The sequence below is a fragment of the Saccharothrix deserti genome, assembly GCF_009769385.1.
GTDB classification, from domain to species: Bacteria; Actinomycetota; Actinomycetes; order Mycobacteriales; family Pseudonocardiaceae; genus Actinosynnema; species Actinosynnema deserti.
Map to the genome: position 1 here is coordinate 306842 of NZ_ML775960.1, position 23597 is coordinate 330438.

The 23597-nt window shown below is 71.5% G+C and carries 21 protein-coding genes; 8 read left to right on the forward strand and 13 right to left on the reverse strand.

Features of this window, described 5'->3' with window-relative positions:
- Positions 1 to 159: 159 nt before the first annotated feature.
- The 3 genes from FM051_RS03675 to FM051_RS03685 are packed head-to-tail and all read left to right on the forward strand — an operon-like array spanning position 160 to position 3744.
- Positions 160 to 1749: an ABC transporter ATP-binding protein gene (locus FM051_RS03675; protein WP_158840609.1), complete on the forward strand. Its 1590-nt coding sequence runs from the start codon at positions 160 to 162 to the stop codon at positions 1747 to 1749.
- Complete coding sequence (locus tag FM051_RS03680) at positions 1749 to 3446, forward strand: ATP-binding cassette domain-containing protein (protein ID WP_158840611.1); 1698 nt, start codon at positions 1749 to 1751, stop codon at positions 3444 to 3446. The genes FM051_RS03675 and FM051_RS03680 overlap by 1 nt, the downstream gene beginning before the upstream one ends.
- 49 nt (positions 3447 to 3495) lie before the next feature.
- Positions 3496 to 3744 carry a hypothetical protein gene (locus FM051_RS03685; protein ID WP_158840613.1) on the forward strand — a complete coding sequence of 83 codons (249 nt, stop codon included), beginning with the start codon at positions 3496 to 3498 and terminating at the stop codon, positions 3742 to 3744.
- A 16-nt stretch (positions 3745 to 3760) separates the two neighbouring features.
- Here the strand turns inward: FM051_RS03685 and FM051_RS03690 are convergent, their stop codons facing one another.
- Both FM051_RS03690 and FM051_RS03695 read right to left on the reverse strand, forming a co-directional pair.
- Complete coding sequence (locus FM051_RS03690) at positions 3761 to 4264, reverse strand: DUF3145 domain-containing protein (protein WP_143532371.1); 504 nt, start codon at positions 4262 to 4264, stop codon at positions 3761 to 3763.
- A gap of 301 nt (positions 4265 to 4565) precedes the next feature.
- Positions 4566 to 6017, reverse strand: a complete 1452-nt coding sequence (locus FM051_RS03695) for a S8 family serine peptidase (RefSeq protein WP_238412108.1) — start codon at positions 6015 to 6017, stop codon at positions 4566 to 4568.
- Between the two features lie 164 nt (positions 6018 to 6181).
- On the opposite strand from FM051_RS03695, the gene FM051_RS03700 reads away from it, so the two are divergent.
- Positions 6182 to 7429 carry a hypothetical protein gene (locus FM051_RS03700; RefSeq protein WP_158840615.1) on the forward strand — a complete coding sequence of 416 codons (1248 nt, stop codon included), beginning with the start codon at positions 6182 to 6184 and terminating at the stop codon, positions 7427 to 7429.
- A gap of 10 nt (positions 7430 to 7439) precedes the next feature.
- Here the strand turns inward: FM051_RS03700 and FM051_RS03705 are convergent, their stop codons facing one another.
- The 4 genes from FM051_RS03705 to FM051_RS03720 all read right to left on the reverse strand — a co-directional run bounded on the left by FM051_RS03705 (position 7440) and on the right by FM051_RS03720 (position 10844).
- Complete coding sequence (locus FM051_RS03705; protein WP_158840617.1) at positions 7440 to 7811, reverse strand: hypothetical protein; 372 nt, start codon at positions 7809 to 7811, stop codon at positions 7440 to 7442.
- 151 nt (positions 7812 to 7962) lie between these two features.
- Positions 7963 to 9345, reverse strand: coding sequence for a dihydrolipoyl dehydrogenase family protein (locus tag FM051_RS03710; RefSeq protein ID WP_158840618.1), 1383 nt, complete (start codon positions 9343 to 9345; stop codon positions 7963 to 7965).
- Positions 9346 to 9381: 36 nt separating this feature from the next.
- Entirely contained in the window at positions 9382 to 9987 is a 606-nt protein-coding gene (locus tag FM051_RS03715) for a TetR/AcrR family transcriptional regulator (RefSeq protein ID WP_238412109.1), read from the reverse strand.
- A 182-nt stretch (positions 9988 to 10169) separates the two neighbouring features.
- Entirely contained in the window at positions 10170 to 10844 is a 675-nt protein-coding gene (locus tag FM051_RS03720) for a hypothetical protein (protein WP_202918661.1), read from the reverse strand.
- A gap of 432 nt (positions 10845 to 11276) precedes the next feature.
- Between FM051_RS03720 and FM051_RS03725 the strand changes: the two genes are divergently transcribed.
- Both FM051_RS03725 and FM051_RS03730 read left to right on the forward strand, forming a co-directional pair.
- Positions 11277 to 12149 carry an SGNH/GDSL hydrolase family protein gene (locus FM051_RS03725; protein WP_238412110.1) on the forward strand — a complete coding sequence of 291 codons (873 nt, stop codon included), beginning with the start codon at positions 11277 to 11279 and terminating at the stop codon, positions 12147 to 12149.
- A 265-nt stretch (positions 12150 to 12414) separates the two neighbouring features.
- Complete coding sequence (locus FM051_RS03730; protein WP_158840620.1) at positions 12415 to 14667, forward strand: HelD family protein; 2253 nt, start codon at positions 12415 to 12417, stop codon at positions 14665 to 14667.
- A gap of 13 nt (positions 14668 to 14680) precedes the next feature.
- On the opposite strand, the gene crcB is transcribed toward FM051_RS03730, so the two are convergent.
- Genes crcB through FM051_RS03745 form a run of 3 tightly spaced genes read right to left on the reverse strand, consistent with a single transcriptional unit; the run spans position 14681 to position 15860 of the window.
- Positions 14681 to 15025 carry a fluoride efflux transporter CrcB gene (crcB, locus tag FM051_RS03735; RefSeq protein ID WP_158840622.1) on the reverse strand — a complete coding sequence of 115 codons (345 nt, stop codon included), beginning with the start codon at positions 15023 to 15025 and terminating at the stop codon, positions 14681 to 14683.
- Positions 15022 to 15417 carry a fluoride efflux transporter FluC gene (locus tag FM051_RS03740; protein WP_158840624.1) on the reverse strand — a complete coding sequence of 132 codons (396 nt, stop codon included), beginning with the start codon at positions 15415 to 15417 and terminating at the stop codon, positions 15022 to 15024. Before FM051_RS03740 ends, crcB begins: the two co-directional genes overlap by 4 nt.
- A gap of 5 nt (positions 15418 to 15422) precedes the next feature.
- Positions 15423 to 15860 (reverse strand): MarR family winged helix-turn-helix transcriptional regulator, encoded by a 438-nt coding sequence (locus tag FM051_RS03745; protein ID WP_158840626.1) that lies wholly within the window; start codon positions 15858 to 15860, stop codon positions 15423 to 15425.
- A gap of 708 nt (positions 15861 to 16568) precedes the next feature.
- Here FM051_RS03745 and FM051_RS03750 point away from each other — a divergent pair.
- Positions 16569 to 17375 carry an SAM-dependent methyltransferase gene (locus FM051_RS03750; protein WP_158840628.1) on the forward strand — a complete coding sequence of 269 codons (807 nt, stop codon included), beginning with the start codon at positions 16569 to 16571 and terminating at the stop codon, positions 17373 to 17375.
- Positions 17376 to 17381: 6 nt separating this feature from the next.
- Positions 17382 to 19541: a diguanylate cyclase domain-containing protein gene (locus tag FM051_RS03755; protein ID WP_238412111.1), complete on the forward strand. Its 2160-nt coding sequence runs from the start codon at positions 17382 to 17384 to the stop codon at positions 19539 to 19541.
- Between the two features lie 13 nt (positions 19542 to 19554).
- Here FM051_RS03755 and FM051_RS03765 read toward each other — a convergent pair whose 3' ends face one another.
- The 4 genes from FM051_RS03765 to FM051_RS03780 all read right to left on the reverse strand — a co-directional run bounded on the left by FM051_RS03765 (position 19555) and on the right by FM051_RS03780 (position 23583).
- Complete coding sequence (locus FM051_RS03765; RefSeq protein ID WP_158840630.1) at positions 19555 to 20922, reverse strand: NAD(P)(+) transhydrogenase (Re/Si-specific) subunit beta; 1368 nt, start codon at positions 20920 to 20922, stop codon at positions 19555 to 19557.
- A complete protein-coding gene (locus tag FM051_RS03770; RefSeq protein ID WP_338019446.1) occupies positions 20919 to 21242 on the reverse strand; it encodes a proton-translocating transhydrogenase family protein in 324 nt (107 codons plus the stop codon). The genes FM051_RS03765 and FM051_RS03770 overlap by 4 nt, the downstream gene beginning before the upstream one ends.
- Positions 21239 to 22336 (reverse strand): Re/Si-specific NAD(P)(+) transhydrogenase subunit alpha, encoded by a 1098-nt coding sequence (locus tag FM051_RS03775; protein ID WP_158840632.1) that lies wholly within the window; start codon positions 22334 to 22336, stop codon positions 21239 to 21241. Before FM051_RS03775 ends, FM051_RS03770 begins: the two co-directional genes overlap by 4 nt.
- 95 nt (positions 22337 to 22431) lie before the next feature.
- Complete coding sequence (locus FM051_RS03780) at positions 22432 to 23583, reverse strand: nitric oxide synthase oxygenase (RefSeq protein WP_158840634.1); 1152 nt, start codon at positions 23581 to 23583, stop codon at positions 22432 to 22434.
- Positions 23584 to 23597: the final 14 nt, after the last annotated feature.

A 23597-nucleotide genomic window follows, 5' to 3' on the forward strand; every position in this document is an offset into this window, starting at 1 on the left:
GCTGGGGGGCCCCCCCCCGGGGGGGGGGGGGGGCCGCCCGCCCGGGGGGCGCCCCCCCGCCCACATGATGCGCTCCGAGAGGTCGCCTGTGACGCTGGAGGGCGCATTTCGACGAGGCGGCGCATTTCAACGCAGCCATCCAACGCTAGGGAGCACGGGATGTTGCTGTCGGTGGTTCGGCGTGATCCTCGGTGGCTGTTGTTGGCGTTGAACGCGCTGCCGGTCACCGCGGCGGGTCTCCTGCTGCCCACCGCGCTGGCCTCGGCGGTGGACATGGCGCTCGCCGGTCGGCTGGACGGCGGCACGGTGTTGTGGCTGGTCGGGCTGGCGGGCGTGGAAGTGCTCGGTGACGCGATCGGCGTGGTGCTGGCGGCGTCGATCACGGCGCGCGGCGCGGCGTGGCTGCGACGTCGGCTGACCGAACACCTGTTGGCGCTGGGTCACCCGGCGCGGTTCGAGGCCGGTGACGCGGTGAGCCGGTTGACCGGTGACAGCGGGATCGCCGGCGGTGTCGCGGTGTTGGTGGTGGACCTGGGCATCTCGGCGCTCACGGCGGCCGGCGCGGTCACGGCGTTGGCGTTGCTGGACTGGCGGCTCGCGGTGGTGTTCCTGCTGAGCGTGCCGCTGGCGGCGCTGCTGGTGCGGTCGCACCTGCGGCTCACGGCCGCGGACGTGGCGACTTACCAAGAGGTTTCCGGCGAGCTGTCGGCACGGCTCGTGGACGCGGTCGGCGGGCTGCGCACGATCGCCGCCTCCGGCCGGGCCGACCAGGAGGCCGAACGGGTGCTGCGCCCCCTGCCCCGGCTGAGCGCCGCCGGTGTGGGCATGTGGCACACCCAGGCGCGGATGATCTGGCGGGCCGGCCTGCTGCTGCCCGCGGTGGAGTTGGCCGTGCTGACCGCCGCCGGGTTCGGCGTGGTCGCGGGCCGGTTGAGCGTCGGTGACGTGCTCGCCACCCTCGGGTACGTGGCGCTGGGGATGGGGGTGGTCGGGCAGGCCACCCTGTTGACGGCTCTGCAACGCGCCAGGGCATCCGCGGAACGGCTGGAGGAAGTGCTGTCGACGCCCGTGCCGCCGACCGGGTTCCCGGGGTACGCGGCGTCCGGCGAGGTGGAGCTGAGCGGGGTGTCCGTGCCCGGCGCCCTGCACGACGTCGACCTGACCGTGCCCGCCGGGGCGTTCGTGGCCGTGGTGGGGCGGTCCGGGTCGGGCAAGTCCGCGTTGGCGGCCGTGATCGGCGGGTTGGCCCGGCCATCGGCCGGACGGGTGCGGCGCGGCGGGTCCGTCGGCTACGCGTTCGAGCGGCCGGCCCTGGTCGGCACGACGGTCGCCGACGCGGTCCGTTACGGCACGTCCCTCGACCACGACGACGTGGTCGCGGCTTGTCGGGCCGCGCAGGTGCACGACGTGGTGGTCCGGCTGCCGGAGGGCTACCGGACCCCGATGTCGGCCGCGCCGATGTCCGGCGGTGAGGCGCAACGCCTCGGGCTGGCCAGGGCGTTCGTGCGCGACCCGGCGGTGCTGGTGCTGGACGACGCCACGGCCAGCCTGGACATGGTGACCGAGTCCACTGTGGAGCGTGCGGTCGAGTCGGCGCTGCCCGGTCGGACGCGGGTGGTGGTGACGCACCGCGCGGCGACGGCGCGGCGGGCGGATTTCGTGGTGTGGCTGGACGACGGCCGGGTGCGCGCGGTGGGTCCGCACGCCGACCTGTGGGACGACGACGAGTACCGGGCGGTGTTCGGCTGATGGCCTACCTGCGGGCGTTGCGGGAGCAGCGGCGCGGCATCGTGGTGCTGCTCGGCTGGTCGGTGCTGGAGGGTGTACCCGCGCTGCTGTCCGGCCGGTTGGTGGGGCTGGCGGTGGACCGCGGGTTCGCGGCCGGGCGGCCGTGGGTCGGTGTCGGGTGGCTGCTGGTGTTGGCGGCGGTCGCGGTGCTCGGCGGGTTCGGGCTGCGCCAGGTGTTCATGCGGCTGGGCGCGGTGATCGAGCCGCTGCGGGACGCGCTGGTGCGCGAGGTCGTGCGCGGTGTGCTGCACGCCGGGTCGCACACCCGGCAGCCGGACGCGAGCGCGGTCGCCCGGATCACCCGGCACGTCGAGGTGGTGCGCGATGCCACCGCGGGTGTGCTGGTGCAGGCGCGTGCGCTGCTGGTGACGACGGCCGCCGCGCTGGTCGGGTTGGCGGCCACGGTGTCGTCGTTGGCGTGGCTGGTCATCCTGCCGGTGATCGCGGCGCTGGTGCTGTTCGGGTTGCTGCTGCCGTCGTTGGCGCGGGGGCAGCGGCGGCTGGTGATGGCCGACGAACAGGCGGCTTCGGTGGCCGGGACGGCGTTCCTCGGTGTCCGGGACGTGGTGGCCGTCGGCGGTTCCGGGCACGCGTTGCGCGACGTGATGGCGCAGGTGGACCGGCAGGCTTCGGCGACCGTGCGGATGGCGTTCGCCACCGCCCTGCGCGGTGTGGTGATCGCTTTGGGCGGGTTCGCGCCGCTGGTGCTGTTGCTGCTCTCGGCGCCGGGGATGGTGCGGGCCGGGACGTTGACGACCGGCGAGGTGCTGGGCGCGGTGGTGTACCTGAGCACCAGCGTGCAGCCGGCGTTGCGGGGGTTGGCGGACACGACGAGCACCGTGGTGCTGCGTCTCGTGGTGGCGTTGCGGCGGTTGGCGGAAGCCGCGCCACCGATTGCGCCGGTTGGTGGTGACGCGGTGCCCGACGGGTACGAGGTGGGGTTGCGCGGGGTGACGTTCGGGTGGAGCGCGTCAGCCGAACCGGTCGTGCGGTCACTCGACCTGGTCCTGCCGGAGGGTTCGCACCTGGCCGTGGTGGGGCCGAGCGGGATCGGCAAGTCGACGTTGGCCGGGTTGGTCACCGGGCTGGTCGAGCCGCAGGCCGGGGTCGTGTGCTTCGGCGGTGTGCCGGTGCGGTCGGTGGTGCCGGAAGTGCGGCACGAGCGGATCGCCCTGGTGCCGCAGGAGACGTACTTGTTCACCGGGACCGTGCGGGAGAACCTGGCATTGTTCGCGCCTTCGGCGTCGGACGCGGCGCTGCTGGAGGCCGTGGCGGCGGTCGGCGCGTCGGATCTGGTGGCGCGGTTGGGCGGCCTGGCCGGGACGGTCGGTCACGCCGGCGGCGGGTTGTCCGGCGGTGAAGCGCAGTTGTTGGCCGCCGCACGGGTCTACGCGTCGGCGGCGGACGTGGTGATCCTGGACGAGGCGACGTCGTCGCTGGACCCGGCGGCCGAAGCCGTGGTGGAGCAGGCGTTCGCGGCTCGCGGCGGGACGTTGATCGTGATCGCGCACCGGCTGTCGTCGGCGTTGCGGGCGGACCTTGTGCTGCTGATGGACGGCGGCCCGCCGCTGCTGGGCAGCCACACCGACCTGCTGGCCACCTCAGCCCTCTACCGCGACCTCATGGCCGCCTGGCAACCCACGCCGATCGCGCGCTAGAGATGCGTACCTCGACAAGGTCGCCCTCGACGCTGCGGAGTCGCGCCGGGTGCCGGCCCGCTGGGCCAACGCCCACGAGCACCTGGACGATGCCGTGTCCCTGGCGCTGTGCCGCGCTCTGCTCAGCCGAGCCCACCGCCTCTCCGGCGACCACCACGCCGCAGACCGCCAACTCACCCGCGCACTCGCGCCCGTCGTCGGTACTGACGACACCACCGCCCAACAGGTACGCGACCTCGCGGCCGGCACACGACAGTTCGACGCGGGTGTCCGTGACTCCCGAACCGAACCGGGCTGAGGGCGTTGGGGACTGGTCAGCCCACGCGGTGCAGCCAGGTGACGGGGGCGCCGTCGCCGGCACGCCGGAAGGGTTCGAGGGCGTCGTCCCACGCGGCGCCGAGGATCTCGTCCACGCCGTGCGCGAACGACTCGCCGCCCCTGCTCCGGGCGGCCAGGGCTCGGAGTTGGTCCTCGGACACGACGATGTCGCCGTTCGCGCTGGTGCGCGCGTGCCACAGGCCCAACACGGGCGCGAAGCAGTACCGCACGCCGTCAACGCCCGGACTCGGGTCTTCCGTCACCTCGAACCTGAGCATCGGCCACGCCCTGAGCGCGGACACGAGTCTGGCCCCGGTGCCGGCGTCGCCGGTCCAGTTGCATTCGGCGCGCAACTGCCCTGGCGCGGCGGGCTGCGCCGCCCACTTGAGGTCCGCTCGCTCACCGAGGGTGCCCGAGATCGCCCACTCGACGTGCGGACAGACCGCAGACGGCGACGAGTGGACGTAGACCACGCCACTGGTGCTGCCACGGGTGCTCACAGCTGACCTCCGCTACTCGACGAGGGACGTCTTCCCCTACGACCTCTCGAGGATGCGGACGATCTTGCGAATTCCCGACTTGGTCATTCTGCCCGCTACGGGAGCAGTCCGCCATAAGAACCATCCCGTTCCTCACCCGGGCGGGGCACATGCAGGACTTTCGACCCTAAAACGGTGACCTCGCGGCCCGGAGGCCGGGCCGCGAGGTCACTTTACGAGATCACCCCGACACGTTGACGTGATCAACGGGTGATAGGCGAGCCGATCAACAGGCTGATCAACGGCTCGATCAACAGCGTGGTCAACGGGCGCCGAGCGCGGTGGCCGCCGCGACGACGTCGACCAGGCCGGTTCCCTTGTCGTGGCTGGTCGTGTACGAACCCACGGTCCGGTAGCCGGAACCGTACTTGTAGGCCGTCGACTTCAACGCCGCCTCGATCCGCGCGGGCGTGGCGGCGGGATCGGCCTGGAACAGCTGCGCCACGATGCCGGTGATGTGCGGAGCCGCCATCGACGTGCCGCTGATCGTGTTGAACGTGCCGACGTCGAGCAGGCCGGGCCCGTTCTGCGGCTGGAGCCCGGTCGCGCAGATCACCAGGTACGGCCGGCACGCCGAGGTGATGTCCTCGCCGGGCGCGGAGATGTCCGGCCACGTCGAGGAATCCGACGCCAGGCCGCGCGACGAGTACTCCGACACCGCGCCGTCACGGGTGCCGGTGCCGAGGTCGTGGTAGGACGCGACGGAGATCACACCCGGCGTCGGGTCCACACCGGGCGGGTTGGACAGGTTCGCGCTGCCGTCGCCGCCGTCGTTGCCGTTCGCCCACACCGTCACGACACCCTCTGCCGCCAGCGCGCGCTGGAGCTTGACCGTGGTGGAGTTCGGGTCGAACGCACCGCCGCCGCTCGGGCCGTAGGAGTTGTTGATCGCCTTGATCGGCGGGCACACCGACGCCGGAACGCCCGCGCCGCACGGCGCCCGGTGGTTCTCCAGCACCCAGTTCAGCGCCGCGTCCGCACCGATGATGAACAGCACCGCGCCGGTCGAGATCACCACGGCCTTCGCGCCGGGTGCCGCGCCGCGCACCACCGTGCCGTCGGTCAACGTGGTGTCGCTGCCGACCGCGATGCCGGTGACGTGCGTGCCGTGGCCGCCGACCGACAGCAGGTCGGTGTCGACCGAAGTCGGCACGTCGAGGATGCAGCCGGTGCCGGTACTCGCCTCGTCCAGGCAGACGCTCTTGAGGTTGCGGACGATCTTGGTCTGGCCGTTCGGCTGCTTGAACGCCGGGTGCGCCGGGTCGACGCCGGAGTCGATCACCGCGACGGTGACGCCGCTGCCGTCCAGGGCCTGGCCGTTCGCCCCGGTCAGGGTCTGCCGCGCGGCCAGCCCGCGGGTCGCGGTGTGGGACGTGGAGCCGGTGAACTCGATCGGCCGGTTCGCTTCGACGTAGGTCACGCCCGTGACGGCGCGCGCGGCGGTGATCTGCGCGGCGGTGCCGCGGGCGGCGACGACGCCGATGCGGTCGAAGCTCGTGATGCGGCTCAGGCCGGAGTCGCGCACCGCGCGTTCGGCGGTGGCGAGGTCGGAGCCGTGGACGAACACGGTGCCGACGGAATCCGACGGGGCGCCGGACAGCTGACTGGCGAGCAGCGTCGAGACGGGGGCGAGCAGACCGGCCGAGGCGGAAGGTGCGACCGCGACGGACAGTGCGAGCGTTCCCGCCGCGAGCAGGGCGGCTTTGCGCTTCACTGGCGGACCTCCAATGCAGGGTTGAGCAATCCCACTAACGAGTCACATCCGTTCAGGTGATGGGTGTCACGGATCGTCAACTCTCGCGATGCACCGAATGGCCCTGCCCCTGCGGGCGCTACCGTGTCTGACCGTGTGGAACGGTGTGATCTTGTGGTGATCTCGTGCGGCTGATCCGACTCGGGAGCGAACCCTCGGAAGTGGGTGCCGACGTGCGCGCCGCGTTGAGCACGTGGGGCAACGGCGACGCCGTGCTGGGCGGTATCGCGCTGCTCGGGGTGCGACCGCCGGACTGCCCGCGCGACCTGGACGCGGTGGTCGTGCTGCCGCGCGGCGTGCTCGTCGTCGTCGGCGTGGACCTGCCGGACCCGGCCATGCGGCTGGAGGCGCCGCTCAACGGCCAGTGGAAGATCGACGGCTGGCCGCTGACCCGCACCGACGGCGCGGTGAGCCCGGCCGCCGAGGCGCTGGAGGCCAGCACCGCCGTCGCCCGCCGCATCCAGGACATGCGCGGCGAGCCGCTGCCGGTCACCACCGTGGTGGCCGTCGGCCCGTACGTCGCCCAGGTCGTGCAGCCGACCGTCGACCTCAACCGGGGCGTGCGCGTCCTGCACCCGAAACCGACGACGCTGCTCGCCGCCGCACGTGAACTGGCCACCAGCGACCGGCCGTGCTCCGCCGAACACGCGGCCAAGCTGGTCGCGGTGCTCGCGCCGACCGGCGCGCCGCCCGACCGGCAGGTCCTGATCGCCGAGGGTTTCTCCGACGCGGCGGCCGACCTGGCGTCGGCGAGCACCATGCTGCTGCCGAGGGTCAAGGCGGCCCCGACCGGCCGCAAGGTGCTGCCCTACGTGGGCGGCGTGGTCGTCGGCGCGCTGCTGGTCATCGCCCTGATCGCGTCGCTGTCGTCGGGCGGCGGCGCGGACGGCTCGGCGTCCACCGCCCCGACCTCACAGCCGACCACGGTCGTCGTGGACGGCCGGAACTTCTCGCCGCGCGGCGCGGACCGGACCGACAACTGCGCCGCGCACGCGTTCGGCGACGTGCAGGCCTGGCTGTCCGGGCACATGTGCATGCAGCTGCGGCGTGCCCAGTACGAGACCACAGTGGACGGGCGCAAGGCCGGTGTCGCGATCGCCGAGCTGAGCCTGCCGGACGCCACCCGTGCGGCCGAGTTGAACGCGGTCGCGTCGACGGCGGGCGCGGGCGGCATCAGCACGCTCGTGAAGGAGGGCAAGGGGTGGTCCGGCGGTCCGGCGTCGTTCGACCGGTCGGCCATCCGCGTGTCGGTGAAGGGCGCGCAGCTGCGCATCACGCAGGTGGTGTGGGCGGAGGGCGAACCGGCCGCGGCCGACCCGAAGCTGGCGGAGATCGCCGAACAGGCGCTGCGACTGCCCGCCGCGCAGCAGTGAGGGCCGGCGGTCAGCGGCCGGTGCGGACCATGCCGATGCCGATCAGCCCGAACGCGACGTGCAGCACGATCACCAGACCGGCCACCGCGCTCAGCGTTTCGGTGCCCGGTTTGCCCGCGATCGCGCCGAACGAGAACAGCCACCCGCCGACCGCGATCGCGAGCCCCAGGAGCAGCACGGATTTCGGCACGTGGGCCAGGCAGAACAACGCGGCGGAACGCGCGCGGAACAACGTGTAGAGCACCACGGGCAGCAGCAGGAACCCCGGCAGGTAGACCGCGGTCGGCGGCCAGGAAGGCCCGCCGGGCAGGAACGTGGTCACGATGACGAACGCGCACCAGAGCACCGCGCCGATCGTGAGAACCACGGTTCCTCTGGTCACCTCCGCAGTCTAATGAGACGAAGCCGCATTTTGCGGATGTGACGCTTTATGGCCGCAGGCGCGATACGGCACTCGGACCAGGCCGAACACGGTGTGCTGACCAGCGCGTACCCAGCGTCAGAACCACACCGCCGGGTGAGGTGCGCGGGCGTCAGAGGCCGTAGGCCTCCAGCAGCCGCAGCCAGACCTCGTTGATGGTCGGGTACGCCGGCACCGCGTGCCACAACCGGTCCACGGTCACCCCGCCGACGATCGCGATCGTGGCCGCGTGGACCAGTTCGGCGACATCGGGGCCCGCGAACGTGACGCCGACGAGCGTGCGCTTCTTCTCGTCCACGATCATGCGCGCCTTGCCGCGGTACCCCTCCGCGTGCACGTACGACCCGGCCACCGCGATGTCCAGGTCGATCACCCGGATCTCCAGTCCCGCCTCGCGGGCCTGCGCCTCGGACCACCCCACCGACGCCACCTCGGGGTCGGTGAAGACGACCTGCGGCACGGCGGTGTGATCGGCGGTGGCGACCGGCGCGGTCCACGGCTCGGGGGCGGTGGCGCCGGTGACGATCGCCGTGCCGACCGCCCGCGCGGCGTACTTGCCCTGGTGGGTGAGCAGCGCGCGGCCGGTGACGTCGCCCGCCCCGTACAGCCAGTCCACCTCGGTCGACCGGCCGGTGTCGTCGACGTCCAGCGCCTCGCCCGCCGTGATGCCGAACTGCTCCAGGCCGAGGTCGGCGGTGGCCGGTCGGCGGCCGGTCGCGATCAGCAGGTGCGCGCCCGACACCGACGTGCCGTCGGACAGCCGCAACGACACCTCACCGTCCGAAGTGGACACGCCGGTCGCTTTGACGCCGGTGACGACCCGGACGCCGTCCTCGCGCAGTCCGTCCGCGACCAGGTCGCCCGCGAACGCCTCGAACTTCGGCAGCGGCCGTTCACCGGAGACGACCAGCGTGACCCGGGAACCCAGCCGTGCCCACGCCTGGGCCATCTCGACGCCGACCACACCGCCGCCGAGCACCACCAACGACGTGGGCACCTCCTGCGCCGAGGTCGCGTCGCGGGACGTCCAGTACGGCACGTCCGACAGACCGGGCAGCGACGGGATGCGCGGCACGCTGCCGGTGCACAGGACGACCGCCTTGGCGGCGGTCAGCACGCGGCCGTCCACGTCGACCCGGCGCTCCCCCACCAGGCGGGCACGGCCCCTGATCACGGTCAGCCCGGCGCCCTCGGCCCACGCGACCTGGCTCGCGTCGTCCCAGTCGGACGCGATGCTGTTGCGCCGCTTGAGCACCGCCGCCGGGTCGAGCCGGTCACCGACCGGCACGCCCGGCACCCGGCGGGCGGCGGCGAGCGCGTGGCCGGGGCGCAGCAACGCCTTGCTGGGCATGCAAGCCCAGTACGAGCACTCACCCCCGACGAGTTCGGCTTCCACCAGCGCGGTCCGCAGACCGCCGGCGGCGGTCCGACCGGCGGCGTTCTCGCCCACCGCACCGCCGCCGATCACGATCACGTCGAAGTCGTCGTCGCTCACCGGTCCACCCCACACCACCCGGACCGGCGCGGCAAGTCACGTGGGGTCGAACACCCCGGACAGCATCTTCAAGATCACACCGTCGGCGGTGCGGAGCACCAGCGGGCGTTCGTCGGGCTCCACCCGTTCGGCCAGCTTGAACATCGCGTCGGCGGTCTGGACGGCCATCCGGAACATCAACATGACCGGCGCGTCGCCGCGCACCGCGAAGCGGCCGAGGAACAGGTCGCGCAGCCGTTCGGCCATCAGCTCGTACTGGTCGACGGACGCGTCGAGCCGGTGGCCGTCGAGCAGATCGCTGAACCGCACCCTCCCGAAGCCGGGCAGTTCGACCAGCATCCGCAGGTAGACGCCGACGACCTGCTGCACCGCCTGCCGCCAGTCCCCGGCGAGTCGGTCCTCCGTGAACAGCGTTTCGACGCGCCCCAGGTACTCCTCCATGCCGCGCAACGCCAACGCGTGCACAACAGAACGCTTGTCCGGGAAGTATTGGTAGAACGATCCAATTGGCACGCCTGCCAGCTCGACGATCCGGGCTGTGGTGATGTCGTCGTAGTCGTAGTCGTTGAGCAGCGTCGCGCAGGCATCGACAATCGCGGACACCGTCGCGGCGCCGCGCTGCTGAACGGGCTGACGACGCATCACCTTGGCTAAGCGGTTTTCGGCGGGATTTTCTGGCACGCGCTCATCTTGATGGATACGGACCGGTAAGCCCAAACAGACGATTCCGGAATGTGATGTGAGGTTCGCTCGACTTTCTCCACCGGGATTGTTGGGGTGCAAAACTATTTACCGGGCCAGTAGGAACGCGAAATCCGATCACGTCACCGTGAAGCGCGCTGCGCCGGGACCGGTTTCAGCACTTCACCGGCCGTGTCGGCGGACGGTGGCCGTTCGGCGGAAGGGGCGCGGACTATCGGCGTCCCCGCCCGGCGGCGCGGCGGCCGAGTCACGTAGGGGCCGACCAGCCGGGCGAGCAGCAGCCCCGGCGCGACCAGCGGCACCACCGCGGACAGCGCCACCGCCGTCGCGCCCGCCCGCGCCACGTCCTTCGGGATGACCGCGATCCGGTCGACCACGAACGCCCGCCGCCCGGCGATCGACACCAGCCCCATCACCGCGAGGAACACCGCGAACGTCAGCAGCGCCCACCGGACCGCGACGTAGCCCGCGTCCTCGGCCGCCGCCATCACCGCGAGCCAGCCGAACAGCGCCGACGCCTGCCGGCGCGCGCTCGTCATCGCCCACAGCAGCCCGCCGGCGACGGCGAGGAAGCCGGTGCGGCCGTCGAACCAGCCGCGGACCGCGTCCAGCCACCCCGTCGGCAGGCCCGCCCAGCGCAGCGGCAGCACCTCCAGCGGGCTCGGCCCGCCGAACGCCTGGCCCACCACCCACGCCAGGGACCACACCGACACGACCACCGCGATACCGATCTGCCACCGCGGCCGGTCGACCGCGACGCGGCACAGCCTGGCCAGCTCTTGGCGCTGCTCCCTCACACGCTCCAGCGTGCCGGGGTGATCAGCCGTCGCCGACGGGTTTCACCCACGTGCCCGGCCACAGCCGCTCATCGGGTGGTCCAGTCCTCACCCGCCGTGCTCGACACGGCCGACCGCGCCTGCTCGGACGCGGCCGACCGCGGCTTCGCAGGGGTCCCCGCCCAGGGGATCCCTGTTTTCGATCCTGCCAGGGCGGTCCGACAACGACGGGCGGCCGAGGCGGGCCTGTGGACAACCAGCCGGGCTGTGGACAACCAGCCGGCCTGTGGAAACCGCCGGCGATCGACAAGGCGCGCGGCCTGTCCCAACCCCCTGCCTGTCCCAACCCCCTCCTGGGTGAATCTGCGTGGACTCCCAGGTCCAGCGCGGTGGCGCGGACCGGCGCAGGCCACATCATGTCGGCGACAGACCGATCACGCAGAGGAGGCGATCGTGCGCAGACTGCTACCAGCGCTGCTGGCGGCGTTGTCGATCACCTGGACCACCACTTGGACCACCCCCTGGACCACCACGGCGACTGCCGAGCCGACTGCCGAGCCGATCACCGAGTACGTCGCACTGGGCGACTCGGCCGCCGCCGGGCCGCTGATCCCGGTGCAGGACGAGACGGCGCCCGGATGCCTGCGCTCGTCGCGCAACTGGCCGTCCGTGCTGGCCTCCGCCATCGGCGCCCGGCTGACGGACGTGACGTGCTCCGGCGCGGTCACCGACGACCTGGCCGGGTCCCAGTCGACGTTGAGCGGGCCGCAGCCGCCGCAACTGGACGCGCTGGGCGAGTCGACCGACCTGGTCACCCTGACCATCGGCGGTAACGACATCGAACTCGTCAGGGTGGCGCTGAGCTGCGTCAACGTGTTCCCGGAGCCGGTCGGCGAATCGTGCCGCGACCGCCTCACCACGGGCGGGCGGGACGAGGTGGCCGAGCGGATCGACGCCTACGCGCCGGAGTTCGCCGACGCGCTCGACCGGATCTCGGCACGCGCGCCGAACGCCCGGATCGTCGTGGTCGGGTACGGCACCTACCTCAAGCCCGGCGGCTGCTACCCCGACGAGCCGATCTGGGCGCGGGACGCGGACTACATCCAGGCGGGCATCCACCGGCTGAACGCCGTGTTCGCCACCGAGTCCGCCCGGCACGGCGCGCGGTTCGTGGACATCGCGCCGCCGAGCGTCGGGCACGACGTGTGCGCCGAGCGGGGCGTGAAGTGGTTCGAGGGGCTGACGCCGGTCGGGCCGGTCGCGCCACTGCACCCGAACAAGCTGGGCATGGACGAGATCGGCAGGTTCGTCGCCACCCGGTTGTAGACCCGGCCCCCGGCACCGTCGCCGGCAAGATCACCATCACCGGCAAGATCACCGTCACCGGACCTGGTCCGGACGCCGCCGTCGAGCACCCGCTCGGCGGCGGCTCTCGCACGTCACGGGCCCGGGAGGGCGGGCGCGGAGTTGTTCGCGCACCACGGCGAAGAACGTGTAGTAGATTAGACGTTCTGCGCATGACGGGCGCAGGGAACTGTCAGCCGCAATGCGACACAGGCTGATAAACCACGCTATCCAGAAATGAGGCACGTTGTCAAGCCCCTCCGATGACCTCCGGCTCGCGGAAACCGAGTCGGAGCAGGAATACGTGTCGATGCTGTACGGCAGGCTGGACGACCTCCGCGAACAGAGCTCGAAGCGCCTGGCCGGAGCGCTGCGGCAAACGGGCGGAACGCATCAGATGCGGTCCGAACGGGACACCTCGGTGGCGATGTACTCCGACCAGTTGGCGCAGTACAGCGCCGTGGAGAACGGGTTGTGCTTCGGCCGGCTCGACTTCCACACCGACGACCGGTTCTACATCGGCCGAATCGGCTTGTTCGACGAGGACAAGGAGTACGAGCCGCTGCTGATGGACTGGCGCGCGCCCGCCGCCCGCCCGTTCTACCTGGCCACCGCCGCCGCGCCGGACGGCGTGCGCAGGCGCAGGCACCTGCGCACCAAGCAGCGCAAAGTCGTCGGTTTCGACGACGAATTGCTGGACATCAACTCGGTCGACCTGGACCGCCCGTCGGAGGGCCTGACCGGCGAGGCCACCCTGCTGGCCGCGGTGAACGCGAGCCGCACCGGCCAGATGGGCGACATCGTCGCGACCATCCAGGCCGAGCAGGACAAGATCATCCGCACCGAGCTGAACGGCGTGGTCGTCGTGCAGGGCGGTCCGGGCACCGGCAAGACGGCGGTGGCGCTGCACCGCGCCGCGTACCTGCTCTACACGCACCGGCGGCAGCTGGCGAAGCGCGGCGTGCTCGTGGTCGGGCCGAACGCGACGTTCCTGCGCTACATCGGGCAGGTGCTGCCGTCGCTGGGTGAGACGGGCGTGCTGCTGTCCACCGTCGGCGAGCTGTTCCCGAACATGACCGCGGTCGGCCGCGAGCCCGCCGAGGTGGCCGCGTTGAAGGGCCGCATCCAGATGGCGGACGTGGTGGCGCACGCGATCCGGGACCGGCAGGAGGCGCCGAGCCTGGTCGAGGTCCCGTTCGAGCAGGACGTGCTGAGACTGGACCGGCGCGCGATCACCGACGCGCGGGGGCGTGCGCGGCGGACCCGGCGTCCGCACAACGAGGCGCGGCGGACGTTCCAGCGGGAGATCATCTCCACGCTGGCGTCGCAGGCCGTGTCCCGGCTCGGTCGGCACCTGCTGGACCAGGCCGATATCGACGACATCCGGCGCGAGCTGCGGGAAGACCCCGCCGTGCAGGCCGCGATCGAGAAGCTGTGGCCGACGTTGTCGCCCCAGCAGCTGCTCGAAGACCTTTACGCGTCGCCGAAGCTGATCGCCAAGGCCACGCCGAAGCTGTCCCCCGCCGAACGCGCGCTGCTGGCGCGGCCGCGCGGCTCCGAGTGGACGCCCGCCGACGTGCCGCTGCTGGACGAGGCGGCGGAACTGCTCGGCGAGGACGACACCGAGGCCAAGGCGCGGGCCGAACGGCAGCGGCGGCAGGCGATCGACTACGCGCAGGGCGTGCTGGACATCCTGGACCTGGAGGACGACGCCGACCCGGACATCCTGATGGCGACCGACCTGGTCGACGCCTACCGGTTGGCCGAGCGGCACGGCGCCGAGCGCTACGAGACGGCGGCCGAGCGGGCGGCGGCGGACCGGACGTGGACGTTCGGGCACATCATCGTGGACGAGGCGCAGGAGCTGTCCCCGATGGCGTGGCGGACGTTGATGCGGCGGTGCCCGTCCAAGTCGATGACCGTGGTCGGCGACATCGCGCAGACCGGCGACATCGCGGGCGCCTCGTCCTGGGGCGAGGTCCTGTCCCCGTACGTGATGGACCGCTGGAAGCTCACCGAGCTGACGGTGAACTACCGGACGCCGTCGGAGATCATGGCGGTGGCGGCGGACGTGCTGGCCTCCGTCGACCCGACCCTCGTGCCGCCGACGTCGGTGCGGGACAGCGGGTTCGCCCCGTGGAGCTTGCAGGTGTCGTCGTTGGACGAGGCGCTGCCCTCGGTGGTGGACAAGGAGGTCTCCGCGATCGGGGACGGCAAGCTGGCGGTGATCGTGCCGGCGGCTTCGGTGGCCTCGCTGCGCGCCGCCGTGCCGGGCGCTTCGGACGACCTGGACGCGCAGATCGTCGTGCTGGGCGTGACCGACGCGAAGGGCCTGGAGTTCGACTCGGTGCTGGTGGTCGACCCGGCGGGCATCCTGGCCGAGTCGCCGCGCGGGGCGAGCGACCTGTACGTCGCGCTGACCCGTGCCACGCAACGACTCGGCGTCGTGCACGCGGGCGAGTTGCCGGAGGTCCTGGGGAGGTTGGCGGCGGCCGGGTGAGCGCAGGCCGTCGTCAGCGGGTGAGGGCGTAACCCGACGCGGCGGCGCCCACGCCCGCGGCGATGCTGGTGGCGGCGTTGGCAAACGCTTGCCAGTAGTGGCCGTCCTCGGTCAGGCGGACCGTTTCGTAGCTGAACGTGCTGTACGTCGTCAGGCCGCCGCACAGGCCGGTGCCGATGAAGGCGACCAGGGTTGGTGACGCGCCGGCGACGCAGCCCAGCACGAACGAGCCGACGACGTTCACCGTGAGGGTGCCGAACGGGAACCTCGTCATGTGGCGGGCCTGGACGAAGCGGTCGGTCAGGTAGCGCAGCGGGGCGCCGATGGCCGCGCCGACGAACACCAGTAGCGCGGTCACCCGAGCACCTTCTTGGTCAGCGCCATGGCGGAGAAGGTCGCGCCCAAGGCCAGGAACAGGGTCGCGAAGAGGTAGCCGAAAGCCATCAAGCCGCCCAGGTGCACGATGTCCAGCGCATACGCCGAGAAAGTGGTGAACCCGCCCAGCACCCCGACTCCGAAGAACGGGCGGGCCAAGGGGTGCAGGCGAGGCACGAGCACCATCAGGACGCCGATCAGAGCGCACCCCAGCACGTTGATCAGCAGCAAACCCCACGGGCCGGCGACGACCGAGGACACCCCGTACCTGGCCAGCCCGCCGAGACCGCCGCCGAGCGCGATCGCACCGAGGACAGCGGGACCTGGTTCACGACGTCGCACCGGGACGTCCGGGTCGACCGGATCGGTGTGCACGCCGATCAGTGCGCCCGCAGGTGGTCGACCAGGTGGTCCAGGGCGGCCAGCGCGCGGACCACGTCGGCGCGTTCCTGGGGTTCGAGCTTGTCCAGCGCCGAACCGATGCGCTTCTCGTGCGCGGCCTGCCAGACGGCCAGCTGCTCGTGTCCCTGCGGGGTCACCGAGAGCCGGGCCACGCGGCGGTCGCTGGGGTCGCCGCCCCGCTCGACCAGGCCGCTCTCGATCAGCTGGCCGACCAGGCCGCTGACCGTGTTGGGCGCGAGCCGCAGCTCCGCCGCGAGGTCGCCCACCCGCATCGGCGGGCGCTCGGCGAGCGTCTGGAGCAATTCCACCTGCGCCATCGGCAGGGAGTCCCACGGCCATTCCGACCGGATGCTCGTCCGCAGTGCCCGGCGGAGCCTCGTGACCACGTCGGTGAGCGAGCGCGCCTCGTCTGACATGCGCGAATGGTACTGGCTCGCAATACCTCGGATACCGAGACAGTCCGGCGCCGATAAACCTCTCGTGGCGCTGGTTCGTCGTGGAGTCACCCCCGGCCGCGGCGGGTCGCCACCTGGGCAGGGGCGCCTTGGCTCGCCGTGGCCACGGTGTGCCCGGGCGCGTTCCTCGGCCAGTTCGACGCGAGCGTGGTCACACTCGCCCTGCCCGCATTGCGGGACGACTTCGGCGCCTCGCCCGACTGGGTTTCGCTCGCGTACCTGCTCACGCTGGTGGCACTCGTCGCGCCGATCGGAAAGTGGTCGGACCGCAGGGGGCGCGGTTGTCCGCAGTGGCTTGCGCGGTGTTGGCCTGGCAGGTTCACCCGGTCGCGCCGGCCGCATTGGGGTTCGGGCTCGGTCTTTTCACGCCGGCGAATAACGCAACCATCCTCAGTGACCTCCCACGGGGTGACGCCGGATCGGGTGGTGGCCTGGTGAACCTCGCCGGCGCCCTCGGCACCGAGTTCGGCGTAGCACTGCCGCTTTTCGTCAACGCACATTTCGGGTCACGAGTGTCATTTGGAGCACTCGCCGTGATCGCTTTGCGCGCCGCCTGTACGCCGATCGGGGACAAGCGGCCCCGCCCTCTGCCCACGGGACCTACCGAATCAGTAATCTCGCCCCCTAGGGGCTGAAGTTCGGGCGGTTACACACACGGGTGAGGATGCGGTGGCGGAACGGCTGAGCTGGGTCCCGAACGAGGTCGACACCGGGCTGCCCAGCGCCGCGCGGATCTACGACTACCTGCTCGGCGGCGGCCACAACTTCGCCGCCGACCGCGCGCTGGCGGAGAAGTTCCTCCGCGCCCAGCCCAACGCCCGCACCATCGCCCGCCTCAACCGCGCGTTCCTGCGCCGGGCCGTGCTGCACCTGGTCGACGTGGGCGTGCGGCAGTTCCTGGACCTGGGTTCCGGCATCCCGACCGTCGGCAACGTGCACGAGATCGCGCAGAAGGCCGAACCCGAGTCACGCGTGGTGTACGTGGACTACGAGGACGTCGCCGTCGCGCACAGCCGGATGATCCTCGAAGACGACGACCGGACCACCATCCTCCAAGAGGACCTGACCGACCCGGACGCGGTGCTCGCCGGCGTCCGCGCGACCGGCCTGATCGACTTCTCCGAGCCGGTCGGCCTGCTCACCGTCGGGGTGCTCCACTTCGTGCCGCCCGAGCAGGACCCGGGCGGCGTGGTCGCCGCGTACCGGGACGTCGTCGTGCCGGGCAGCTACCTGGCGCTGTCCCAGTTCACCTCCGACCTGCAACCGGACCAGATGGCGGCGGTAGTGGCGGTGATGCGCGGGAGCGCGAACCCGATGTACCCGCGCACGCGCGCCGAGATCACCGCCATGTTCGACGGCTTCGACCTGGTCGAACCCGGGGTGGTCCCGCTGCCGCTGTGGCGCCCGGAGGACGGCGCCGTCGACGAGGACGCCGGCAGAGCGGGGATATTCGCCGGGGTGGGTCGCAAGAAGTGAGCCGACGTGTCACTACCCACTAGGACCCGGCGGCAGGACATCGCACGCGCGTGGATGCGGGCGGTGTACCCGACCGCGTACGTGCCGATGTCGCCGGTCGAGATCGAGCTGTACCTGCTCGAACTCGTGGACCTCATCGCCGACGCGGTCCAGGCCGAGCCGTTCGCCCCCTGCCCGGTCGCCGTGGTCGGCCACCGGCTGGTCGAGGCGCACTTCACCGGGCCGGAGACGTTGCAGCGGACCGTGGAGGTGCTCGGGCACGCCCTGCTGTTCAACCCGGAACTGCAGGACGTGCCGGAACTGGCGGAGAAGGTCGTCGGCATCCTGGGCGCCGTCAGCACCGGCTTCGCCACCGCGATGCGGCTGGACGCGTTCGACCAGCAGGAACAGGTCAAGCGGGCACTCATGACGGCCAAGGTCCGGGCCGAGCAGGTGCTCAAGGCCAGCGAGGCGCGGTTCCGCGAGGTGTTCGACTCGTCCGCGTTCGGCATCGCGCTCACCGACCTGCGCGGCCAGTGCATCGACGCGAACGCGGCGTTGGCCGACATGATCGGCTGCGACCGGACCGCGCTGATCGGCCGGCGGATGATCGAGCTGTTCGACCCGGCCGACGTGGACGCGCTGGTGGCCACGTACCGGGCCGTCGGCGAGGGCGGGGTGGAACGGGTCCGCGAGCAGCGGCGGCTGCTGCGCGAGGACGGCGAGCCGGTGTGGGTGCACCTGGCGGTGTCGTTGCTGCGCGAGTCGGGCGGCAAGCCCGCGTACCACGTGACCATGGTCGAGGACGTCAGCGAACTGCACCTGCTGCGGAAGAACCTGGACTTCCAGCTGCTGCACGACGCGCTCACCGGCCTGTCCAACCGGCAGCACTTCGTCACCCGGCTGGAGACCCTGCACGGCACGTCACGCGGCGGGATCACGCTCTACTACCTGGACCTGGACGCGTTCTCGGTGGTGAACAACGGTCTCGGCCACGCGGTCGGCGACCAGCTGCTCACCGAGGTCGGCCGCCGGCTCAAGGCCGTGGTGGCCGACGAGACCGCGTCGGTCGCGCGGATGGCCGGCGACGAGTTCGCCATCGTGGTCGACAACTCGCCGACCACGCCGAGCGTGCCCGCCATGATCGAGCGGATCAACGAGGCGCTGGAACGGCCGATGGACAACGGCGTGGCCCTGTCCGCCAGCGTCGGCGTGGTGGACCGGCCCGCCGCCGGGTGGGACGTGGCCGAACTGCTCCGCGCGGCCAACGCGACCCTGCGCCGGGCCAAGGCGGCGGGCAAGCGGCAGTGGCAGACCTACGACCGGCACGCGGACCAGCGGCTCCGGGAACAGCAGGCGCGGGCCGCCAGGATGCCCGGCGCGCTCGCCGACGGCGAGATCGAGGTCGAGTACCAGCCGGTGGTGGACCTCGACAGTCGGCGGGTGCTCGGGCACGTGGCACGGCTGCGGTGGGAGGAGCTGGGACACGACGAGTGCCTCGAACTGGCCGAGGCGACCGGGCTGTCGCTGGCGCTGGGGCAGTGGGCGCTGCGCGAGGCGGCGGCCGAGGCGGTCGGGTCCTCCGCGTCGGACCCCAGCGAGTCCGATCCCACCGAGTCCGATCCCACCGAGTCCGATCCCACCGAGTCCGATCCCACCGAGTCCGATCCCACCGAGTCCGATCCCACCGAGTCGGATGGGTTCGGGGTGCTGCACTTCGAGCTGTCACCGATGCAGTCGCGCGACGAGGACCTGGTCGGCACGGTGAAGCGCACGTTGGACGAGACCGGGTTGCCGGTGTCCCGGCTGCGGATCTTCCTGGACACCCGGTCGATGCTCGAAGGACCGGGCGAGGACAACGCGCAGTTCTTGCGGGACAACGGGATCGTCACCGGACTGGCCCGGTTCAACGGCGGTCAGGCCGAGCTGTCGCTGCTCGCCGACCTGCCGGTGGACTCGCTGATCCTCGACCCGTCGGTGGTGCGCCGGCTGGCCGAGCGGCCGGCGGCGTTCCTGCACGACGCGGTGGCGCGGACGGTGCGACTGATCCGGTCGTCCGGGGTGTCCGTGCTGGTGGCGGGCGTCTCGTCGGCGGATTGTGCCGCGTGGTGGACGCAGGTCGAGGTGGACGCCGCGTTCGGCGACCACCTCGCGCCCGCCGTGCCGGGTTACGAGCTGTCCCGCTAGACCTGCTCCACCGCTAGACCTGCTTCACCGCGGCCAGGAGCTTGGTCAGCGACTCCTTGGCGTCACCGAACAGCATGGTGGTCTTCGGGTCGTAGAGCAGGCTGTTGTCGATGCCCGCGAAGCCCGGCCGCATCGAGCGCTTCATGAACACCACGGCCTTCGCCCGGTCCACGTCGAAGATCGGCATGCCGTAGATGGGGCTGCTCGGCTCGTCCCGCGCGCCCGGGTTGACCACGTCGTTCGCGCCGATCACCAGCACCACGTCGACGCTGCCCATGCCTGGGTTGACGTCGTCGAGCTCCTTCAGGTTCTCGTACGGCACGTCCGCCTCGGCGAGCAGGACGTTCATGTGGCCCGGCATCCGGCCGGCGACCGGGTGGATGCCGTAGTCGACGGTGATGCCGCGCTGTTCCAGCAGCTGCGCCAGTTCCCGCACCGCGTGCTGCCCCTGGGCCACGGCCAGGCCGTAACCGGGCACCACCAGGACGGAATGGGCGTAGCCGAGCAGGATCGCGACGTCCTCCACCGTGCCTGCGCGCACGGTGCGCTGCTCGTCGGACTGCGCGACCGCCGTGGTGGTCTGGAACGCGCCGAACAGGATGTTGGTCAGCTTTCGGCCCATGGCCTGGGCCATCAGCCGGGTCAGGATCGTGCCGGACGCGCCGACGAGCGTGCCGGAGACGATCAGCAGCGTGTTGGCCAGCACGTAACCGGACGCGGCGACGGCCAGGCCGGTGAACGCGTTGAGCAGCGAGATCGCGATCGGCACGTCCGCGCCGCCCACCGGCAGCACGAACAGCACACCCAGCGCGAGACCGGCCAACGCCAGCAGCACCAGCAGCAGGCTGCTCCCGGTGAGCACGACCGACAACGCGAGCAGCGCACTGGCGGCGGCCACGCCGATGCCGAGGACCTGGCCGGCGGGCAGCAGCACCGGCCGGGTGGTCATGATCTCCTGGAGCTTCAGGAAGGTGACCACGCTGCCGGAGAAGCTGACCGAACCGATCAGCACGGTGAGCGCGGTGGCGACCTGGAACAGCACCGAACCGTCCGGGACCTCCAGGAACTCGGTCAACGCCACCAGTGCCGCCGCCGCGCCGCCGACGCCGTTGAACAGCGCCACCATCTGCGGGATGGCGGTCATCTTCACCGACCGCGCCGCCGGGATGCCCACCGCCACGCCCGCGGCCACGGCGAGCAGGATCAGCAGCCCGTTGTGGACCGCGCCGTGCACGTACGCCGTGATCACGGCCAGCGCCATGCCCGCCGCGCCGAGCAGGTTGCCCGCGCGGGCGTGCTTCGGCGTGCTCAGGCCCTTGAGCGCGAGCACGAAGCACAGGGCGGCCACCAGGTACGCGAGTTGGACCCAGGTGGGGCTCATTTCGCCTGCTCCCCGTGCCCGTTCTCGACGGCCTTGGCGACCTTGCCCGCCTTGTGGCCCTTGAACATCTCCAGCATCCGGTCGGTCACCACGAACCCGCCGACCACGTTGACCGTGGCCAGGAAGACCGCCGCCAGGCCCAGCGCGATCTCCGCCCCGTGCTCGGCCCGGCCGGTGATGAGGATGGCGCCGACCAGGATCACGCCGTGGATCGCGTTCGCACCCGACATCAGCGGTGTGTGCAGGATCGTGGACACCTTCGACACGACCTCGAAGCCGACGAACACGGCCAGCACGAAGATCGTCAACAGGTCGATCACCGCAGCTCCCTCCTCAGCTCGCCCGCGTGCGTGAGGCAGCAGCCGGCCAGCACCTCGTCGGTGAGGTCGGGGGTCACCTGACCGTCCTTGGTCATCATCATCAGGAGGTTGGCGACGTTGCGCGCATAGAGCTTGCTGGCGTGCACGGGCATGCTGCTGGGCATGTTCTTCGCGCCGTAGACCAGCACCTCGCCGACCCAGGTCTCCTCACCGGGGCTGCTCGCGGTGACGTTGCCGCCGGACTCGGCGGCCAGGTCGACCACCACCGAACCGGGCGCCATCGCCTTGAGCATGTCGTTGGTGACCAGCACCGGCGCCTTGCGGCCGGGGATGGCGGCGGTGGAGATGACCACGTCGGAGGCGGCGACGCGGTCCGCGATCAGCTCGCGCTGGCGTTCCAGGAACGTCTCCGACTGGGCTTCGGCGTAGACGCCCCGCTGCGTTTCGAGGTCCAGTTCGAGGAACCTCGCGCCGAGGCTCTTGACCTCCTCCTTGGCCGCCGCACGGATGTCGTAGGCCTCCACCACCGCGCCCAGACGCCGTGCGGTGGCGATGGCCTGGAGCCCGGCGACGCCCGCGCCGAGGACGAGCACCTTGGCCGGCGGGATGGTGCCCGCCGCCGTGGTGAACATGGGGAGGAACTTCGGCAGGCGGTTGACGGCCTCGATCACCGCGCGGTAGCCCGCCACCAGGCCCTGCGAGGAGAGGGCGTCGACGGACTGCGCCCTGGTCACCCTGGGCAGCAGGTCGAGGCTGAAGGCGGTGACCCGGTTGGCCTTGAGCACCTCGATCAGCTCCGGCTCGCTGTTCGGCTGGAGGAAGCTGATCGTGATGTCGCCCTCGCGGAGGGCGGCCGCTTGTTCGGGTGTCGGCGGTTGGACGGAGACGACCACGTCGGACTGACCGGCCGGGTGGTCGGTGATGATGTTCGCGCCGGCTGCGCGGTAGGCGGCGTCCGAGGCGTGGGCGTGTCTGCCCGCTCCGGCTTGCACGTCCACCGCGAGTCCGGCACCGATCAGCGTGGTCACCGTTTCCGGTAGACCGGCTACGCGGCGCTCGGCGGGCCGCGCCTCCACGGGTATGCCCACTCTCACGGAGAGTTACCCTAGCCCGCCAAAGGTGATCTACGCCACAGCAACACGTTAACGTTAACCGTACATACGTCTTGCAGAGACCTCTGCGGGGTGCCTCAGTGGATGATCGGGCACACGCCCTTGGTGTCCCCGGGGAAGAAGTTCGGCAGCAGCTCTTCTTTGTCGTAGTACCGGTGGAAGACGCTGGTGATGCCGCTCGACATCGGCGGCACGATCCACGTCCAGTCCGCCGGGCACGTGCGGCCGGCCGCCTCCTCCTTCTTGATGTGCGTGAGGAACCGGTCCGACTCGGTGTGGTGGTCGGTGATGGTGACGCCCGCCGCCGCGAACGAGTGCAGCACCGCGCGGTTCAGCTCGACCAGCACCCGGTCCTTCCACAGCGTCTGCACCGACGACGTGTCCAGGCCCATCCGCCTGCCGAGGTAGGGCAGCAGGTCGTACCGGTCGACGTCGGCGAAGTTGCGGGCGCCGATCTCGGTGCCCATGTACCAGCCGTTGAACGGTGCGGCCGGGTAGTCGATCCCGCCGATCCGCAGGCGCATGTTGCTGATCGCGGGCACGGCGTGCCAGCGCAGCCCGAGGTCGGCCAGCCACGGCAGTTCCGGGTGGCTGATCGGCACCTCCAACACCGCGTCGGAGGGCAGTTCGACCAGTGCCGAGTCGGCGTCGGCCCGCTCCACGATCAACGGCAGCACGTCGAACGGGCCTCTTCGCTCGGGCGGGCGCCAGCCCATCGCGATGGCCCAGTCGGTCAACTCGGCGTTGCGCCGGTCGCCCAGCACACCGCCGTCGGAGCCCTCGTAGCCGGCGTAGCGGACCAACTGCTCGTTGCGGATCCTCGGCGCGGGCTGACCGGGCTCGTCGGGGGCGAACACGGTGATCACCGGGCGGACCTTGCCGCCGTTGCCGGCGAGCCTGAGGTGTTCGACGCACTCGTCCGCGACCTCTTTGGGATCGCGGAGGTCGCGCAGGTCGCGGACCTTGAGGCTGCGCCAGTACAGGCGGCCGATGCAGCGGGCGCTGTTGCGCCACGCCACCCGTGCGCCGAACGTGAGCTCGGCGGGCGTGTGGCGGTACGTGCCGGTGGCGGCGACCTCGGCGTGCACCTCGGCGAGACGGGGAGCGACGGGGCCCAGTTCCGGGTTCTCGGAGTGGCACAGGCGAATGAAGTCGTCGGCCTCGGCGAGGTCGACCGCGGTGGTGCGCAGGGGGATGGCTTCAGCCGGACACGAGGGGACGGGGGCCATGGCGGGACACCGTA